Genomic DNA, 5283 nt, shown 5'->3' on the forward strand with positions numbered 1-5283 from the left:
CCCCCGGAGCAACCCATCATCGGAATGAACCATATCGACCCCTCGGTTACATGATTCCGGTGGGTTACGCTCCGCTTCACCCACCCTACAATTTCACTTCAGCCCCCCAAGGATGGGGTGGAGCGCAGCGCAACCCATCAACTCCCTTTTATCGAAACGAGGATTTACCATGAAAGCGATAGTACTGAAATCATTTGGCCCGCCGGAATCGTTCGAACTGTGCGACGTGCCCAAGCCTGTGCCGCAGCCAGGACAAGTCCTGGTGCGGGTACACGCAACCTCCATCAATCCGTTGGATTACCAGGTACGACGTGGCGACTACCCTGATTCAGTACAATTGCCAGCCATTACCGGACACGACGTATCCGGTGTCGTCGAAGAAATCGGAGCGGGAGTGACGAGCTTCTCTCCAGGAGACCACGTCTGGTACACCCCGCAAATATTTGACGGGCCAGGAAGCTATGCCGAATACCACGTTGCGGCCGAAAGCATTATTGGGAAGAAGCCCCACTCGTTGAGCCATATAGAGGCGGCAAGCCTGACCCTGGTAGGCGGAACCGCATGGGAAGCACTCGTCGTGCGCGCCGCGCTGCGAGTGGGGGAAAGCATCCTGGTGCACGGTGGCGCGGGAGGGGTCGGACATGTGGCGGTCCAGCTCGCAAAAGCCATCGGGGCAAGGGTCTTCACGACCGTGCGTGAAGCAAACCTTGAGTTCGCGCGAAGCTTGGGGGCCGACGTAGTCATTGCCTATGAAAAGGAGGACTATGTCGACGCCATCATGCGGGAAACGGGTGGCAGTGGAGTCGACGTCGTGTTCGACACCATCGGCGGCGACACATTGTCGCGCAGCCCCGACACGCTGGCCCAACTTGGCCGCGTTGTCACGATCGTGGACATTGCACAGCCACAAAACCTCATTCAGGCATGGGGCAAGAACGCAAGTTACCACTTCGTTTTCACAAGACAAAACCGTGGCAAGCTTGATGAATTGGGCGCACTGATTGAGCGTGGTCAACTACGGCCACACATTGGCGCAGTCTATTCGCTGGCCGACATTCCGCTTGCCCATGCTCGATTGGAGACTCCCAATAATGGTATCCGGGGAAAAATCGCGATAGCAGTAGAGCCATCGAATCCTATCGAAAGTGCACGCTTTTAACCGCCACAATCACTTCGTAGAAGAGGTGGATGGGTCGAGCGCAGCGCAACCCATCATCTCCCGGGAAGCCGCGGTGGGTTGCATTTCATTTCACCCACCCTACCTGGCTTCTTGGCATCCGTTTTGACGGAGCAGATTCAATAGGCGAGTAGGCGTGGCGTAGTGGCGTAGTGGCGTAGGATGGGTGGAGCAACGCGCAACCCATCAAAACCCTGTGAAAAGTCCCCGTAGCAATCCATCATTGGAATGAACCATATGATTCCATGATTTCGGTGGGTTGCGCTCCGCTTCACCCACCCTACAATTTCACTTCAGTGGCGTGGATGGGTCGAGCGCAGCGCAACCCATCATCTTCCTAATGCCATTCACGGCTATTACCACATTACGGTGTTTTCCGCACCGCGTGCTTCACTCGCAGGATCTCCACGATGCCGGCTTCATTCCATACGCGATAGTACACGAGGTAATTCCGATGGATGACCAACTCGCGCACGAGGGCGGGCTGGCCGGGCCGCCCGGTGCGGCCAAGCTCCGGGTGCTGCGCAAGGGGCAAGGTCTTGTCGCGCAGCTCCTCGCCGAAGCTGCGCGCCCTGGTCGGATTGTCCTTGCCGATGTATCGAACGATGGCGCCCAAATCCTCGCGAGCCTTCGGCCGCCACTCGATGCGGTACTTCGCCATGGATCAATCGATCAGCCGGCCAGCTCGGGACGTCATGCGCGCTTCCTCGCGGCAGGTTTGTGTCCGGCCCCCAGGGCAGCAATGTCGGCATCCATTTCGGCCATGACTTCATCATGCGGGATGCTTGGCCTGGGGTCGTCGATGGCCTCCTGAATCTCCGCGGCCAGCCATGCGTTATAAGCGGCGGCTTCGTGCGCTTTGCGCAGCGCCTGGGCGCGACCGCGATTGCCGGCGGTTTTCTCCTTCTCGGCGGGGTTCCACTCGCTCGCGTCGAACCGGCCGATGACAATGCCCACGTCGCGCAGCACGTTCAAAGCGGCAACGGGGTTGCCGAAGCGGCGCGGCTCGCTGCTGCGGGCCTTCGCCAGCCAAGCAGCGGCTCCGCTGCGCGTGGCGATCTGCACCAGAAATGCCCCGCCCTGCCCTTTCAGGGTTACGCCTTCCACGCCACCCGCATTGCTTGCGGCACGGAGCTGTTCAATGGTCATGCTTTGCATGATCTTCTCCTATAGGTTTTCAACATTAACAAGAATGATTGTGCATATATTCTAGTAAATCTGCAATCCCTTTGGCAGGCGGCCAGCCTGTCGCCGATACAGATCGAGCCCGCGGCAAAAATGGTGCGTGAAGGACGAGAAACGGTGACAGGCATGGCCCAGCTGCTTGAGGTGCATCGCGCCATCTCCTGCCGGGCGCTGCGGTCACCGGGGAGAAGCAAAAAGAAAAAGCCGCATAAGCGGCTTTCTTGCAGGCAGCCAGGCGGGTGCTATCGAAGAATACAGGTTCCGTGCCGCTGGATCTCGTCATGCATGGCGTCCGGCGCCAGATCGATCCTTCCCTGCCAAGTCACCGCGCCCAGCTCCACATACGCCTGGGCAAATATCGCTGGATCGGCCAGCGGGGGTAGCGCAACCCGTCATCTCCTCCCGGGAAACCATGGTGGGTTGCATTTCATTTCACCCACCCTACCTGGCTTCTTGGCGTCTGTTTTGGGGGGCAGCAGGCGTAGCAGGCGTAAACCCATCAAAACCTGTGGAAAGTCCCCGTAGCAACCCATCATCGGAATAACCCCTATTGACCCATCGATTCCATGATTCGGTGGGTTGCGCTCCGCTTCACCCACCCTACCTGGCTTCTTGGCGTCCGTTTTGGGGGGCAGCAGGCGTAGGATGGGTGGAGCAACGCGCAACCCATCATCTCCCGTATCGATCCCCATCTCATTGCCCGAATATAGCGCAAGAATGATCCATTCAACCTATATTGGATTCATGAATCCGACACACGATCTTAATGATTCTGTCATCGGTGGCACCGACAATGAGCAGATCCCCGAAGCCGGGCAGGCGTACGGCTGCCGCAATGCCGGGCACGGACACGCGGGACCAATAAGATCGAGCGGCAGGGAGCGCCATGGGGGAATCCATCATTCTGACGGAGCGGGAGACGGAGCACCTATTCCGGATCATCGAGGTGTCCACCTCCATCTCCAGGCGGCATCAGTTCTTCCTTTGGTCGCAGGGAGAACTGCAGGCCCTGCTGCCGCACGGTATGCTCATCTGTGTATTCGACGAGGGTTCCAGCCAGCCGGTCGGCATTGAAAAATTCAGCCGCACCGAGATTTCCGACGAGGCATTTTCCGAGCTTTGCCGGCCCGACGGCGGCATCGTCTTCCGTCTCCTGTCCGCCTGGGACTCGGGCAGAAACCGGCCGCTGCTGCTGTGTCCGGGCCATATGGGGAATGCCGCCTACCGGCACTTCGCCGTCGACCTGGAGCGCAGCGAGCTGGTTCGCGTTGCGGTCCACGGCATCTTCGATGCCCACGGTCGCACCAGCAGCCTGTTCATCTTCACCCATGTTCCCGGAGCGCTGACCGAACGCCACGCATACTTCCTGGAACTGCTGGTCCCTCATCTGCACATGGCGCTGGTGCGCATGCTGCTGCATGAGCGCTACCACCAGCCCGGCGTCGTGGCGAAAAAAAGAAAGAAGCTCATCACCGACAGGGAAACGGAGATCCTGCGCTACGTGCAGATGGGCAAGAGCAATCTCGAAATCGGGAACCTGCTCAGCATCAGCCCGCTTACCGTCAAGAATCACATCCAGAAAATCCTCAGGAAGATGAACGTGAACAATCGCGCCCACGCGGTAGCCAAGGCCATGGCGCTCAAGATCACGCTTTGAGGGGGCCGCATAGGGTAAATGATGGGTTGCGTTTCACTCCACCCATCCTGCCCGCTGCTCACCACATCCGTAGGATGGGTGGAGCAACGCGTAACCCATCAAAACACTGCTCCGGAGAAGCGATGGGTCACGTTTCACTCTACCCATCCTGCCGCTACCGCTGCCGCTTTCCCCGTGACGGGCTTGCATTACCGGTTTTCCCATCATCCCGCAGGATGGATGGAGCAACGCGCAACCCATCATTTTCCTATCATTGGATCTCCCCAAATTCCTGATCCCACGATTCCCCGCTCCCCGCCCAATCGCTGGCATATATGCCAGCTGCGACATAACGGTGGAACGTCGAATACGGCCAATCCGCAACGCATCCCACATACCCGTGCTTGACGGGATTGTAATGGATGTAATCCATATGGCGGCGATAGTCGTCCTCGTCGCGCAACGTGTGCTCCCAGTAGCGGCGCTGCCAGATCCCGCGTTCATTTTTCAGAATCTGACTTTTGGAACGAGGATAGCGATCCGGCAGGCTGCGCGAGAATGCCGCCTTGATGCGCCGCCAGCGGCCGGGATAATCGGCGTCGTCCGGCGGCAGGGTCCAGATGCAGTGCAGATGCTCCGGAAGAACCACCATGGCGTCGAGATGAAATGGGTGGGCCGTCCTGATCAGGCGAAAGGCTTCGCGCAAGGCGTCGACATGATCCACGAGCAAGGAGAGGCGGCGATCGGCCAGCACGACCGTGAAGAAATAGCTGCCTCCTTTCACGAAATTGCGCCGGTATTCGGTCATGGCCTTATGATGCGCATCCTGCCTGTGATGGGTTGGTCTACAGAATTATTGGAAAAACCGATAACGTAACTCATCACAAGCAGGATGGGCGGAGTGCAGCGCAACCCATCATCATAGCTTCCGTTTTTCCCGGTAGATACTCTGTTCAGAGTCAACACTAATTCATGTTTTTGCTCATGCGGGAAGGGCATAGAAGCGTTGATTATCGAAGGGCTGGTCATGAGTGAGCATGCCGTGGATGGCATGCAGCAATTTACGCATGACAGCGCATACTCCTTGCAAAGGAGTCTTGCCGTTGCAGATCAGATGCTCGAAGAAGCCCTTCACGTATGGATCATGTTTCTTGGCGGACAGAGCTGGCAGATAGAGGGCACGGCGGATATGGCAGTTGCCGGCTTTGGAGATGCAGGCGCGCTTGTCCACGCTGGTTCCCGACTTGAAGTGACGGGGGTCCAGTCCTGCCGCCTTGACCCATTG

6 protein-coding genes are annotated in these 5283 nt (G+C 58.2%); 2 read left to right on the forward strand and 4 right to left on the reverse strand.

The window, feature by feature from the left end; genetic code table 11:
• Positions 1-169: 169 nt before the first annotated feature.
• Positions 170-1159: a zinc-dependent alcohol dehydrogenase family protein gene (locus tag BT108_RS12250; RefSeq protein ID WP_072294854.1), complete on the forward strand. Its 990-nt coding sequence runs from the start codon at positions 170-172 to the stop codon at positions 1157-1159.
• Positions 1160-1541: 382 nt separating this feature from the next.
• On the opposite strand, the gene BT108_RS12255 is transcribed toward BT108_RS12250, so the two are convergent.
• Positions 1542-1838 (reverse strand): type II toxin-antitoxin system RelE/ParE family toxin, encoded by a 297-nt coding sequence (locus tag BT108_RS12255; protein ID WP_072294855.1) that lies wholly within the window; start codon positions 1836-1838, stop codon positions 1542-1544.
• Positions 1839-1870: 32 nt separating this feature from the next.
• Positions 1871-2335, reverse strand: coding sequence for a type II toxin-antitoxin system RelB family antitoxin (locus BT108_RS12260; protein WP_072294856.1), 465 nt, complete (start codon positions 2333-2335; stop codon positions 1871-1873).
• A gap of 913 nt (positions 2336-3248) precedes the next feature.
• Between BT108_RS12260 and epsA the strand changes: the two genes are divergently transcribed.
• Positions 3249-4019 carry an XrtB/PEP-CTERM-associated transcriptional regulator EpsA gene (epsA, locus tag BT108_RS12265; protein WP_072294857.1) on the forward strand — a complete coding sequence of 257 codons (771 nt, stop codon included), beginning with the start codon at positions 3249-3251 and terminating at the stop codon, positions 4017-4019.
• Between the two features lie 250 nt (positions 4020-4269).
• Here the strand turns inward: epsA and BT108_RS12270 are convergent, their stop codons facing one another.
• Entirely contained in the window at positions 4270-4806 is a 537-nt protein-coding gene (locus tag BT108_RS12270; protein WP_072294858.1) for an REP-associated tyrosine transposase, read from the reverse strand.
• A gap of 174 nt (positions 4807-4980) precedes the next feature.
• Positions 4981-5283: transposase (locus BT108_RS12275; protein ID WP_143142492.1), on the reverse strand; the 303-nt coding region annotated here is incomplete at its 5' end.

It is taken from the genome of Nitrosovibrio sp. Nv17 (assembly GCF_900119085.1).
Taxonomy (GTDB): domain Bacteria; phylum Pseudomonadota; class Gammaproteobacteria; order Burkholderiales; family Nitrosomonadaceae; genus Nitrosospira.

Coding starts and splice junctions, on each gene's coding strand:
- BT108_RS12250 (WP_072294854.1), top strand. CDS start 170: ATGAAAGCGATAGTACTGAAATCATTTGGCCCGCCGGAATCGTTCGAA.
- BT108_RS12255 (WP_072294855.1), bottom strand. CDS start 1,838: ATGGCGAAGTACCGCATCGAGTGGCGGCCGAAGGCTCGCGAGGATTTG.
- BT108_RS12260 (WP_072294856.1), bottom strand. CDS start 2,335: ATGCAAAGCATGACCATTGAACAGCTCCGTGCCGCAAGCAATGCGGGT.
- epsA (WP_072294857.1), top strand. CDS start 3,249: ATGGGGGAATCCATCATTCTGACGGAGCGGGAGACGGAGCACCTATTC.
- BT108_RS12270 (WP_072294858.1), bottom strand. CDS start 4,806: ATGACCGAATACCGGCGCAATTTCGTGAAAGGAGGCAGCTATTTCTTC.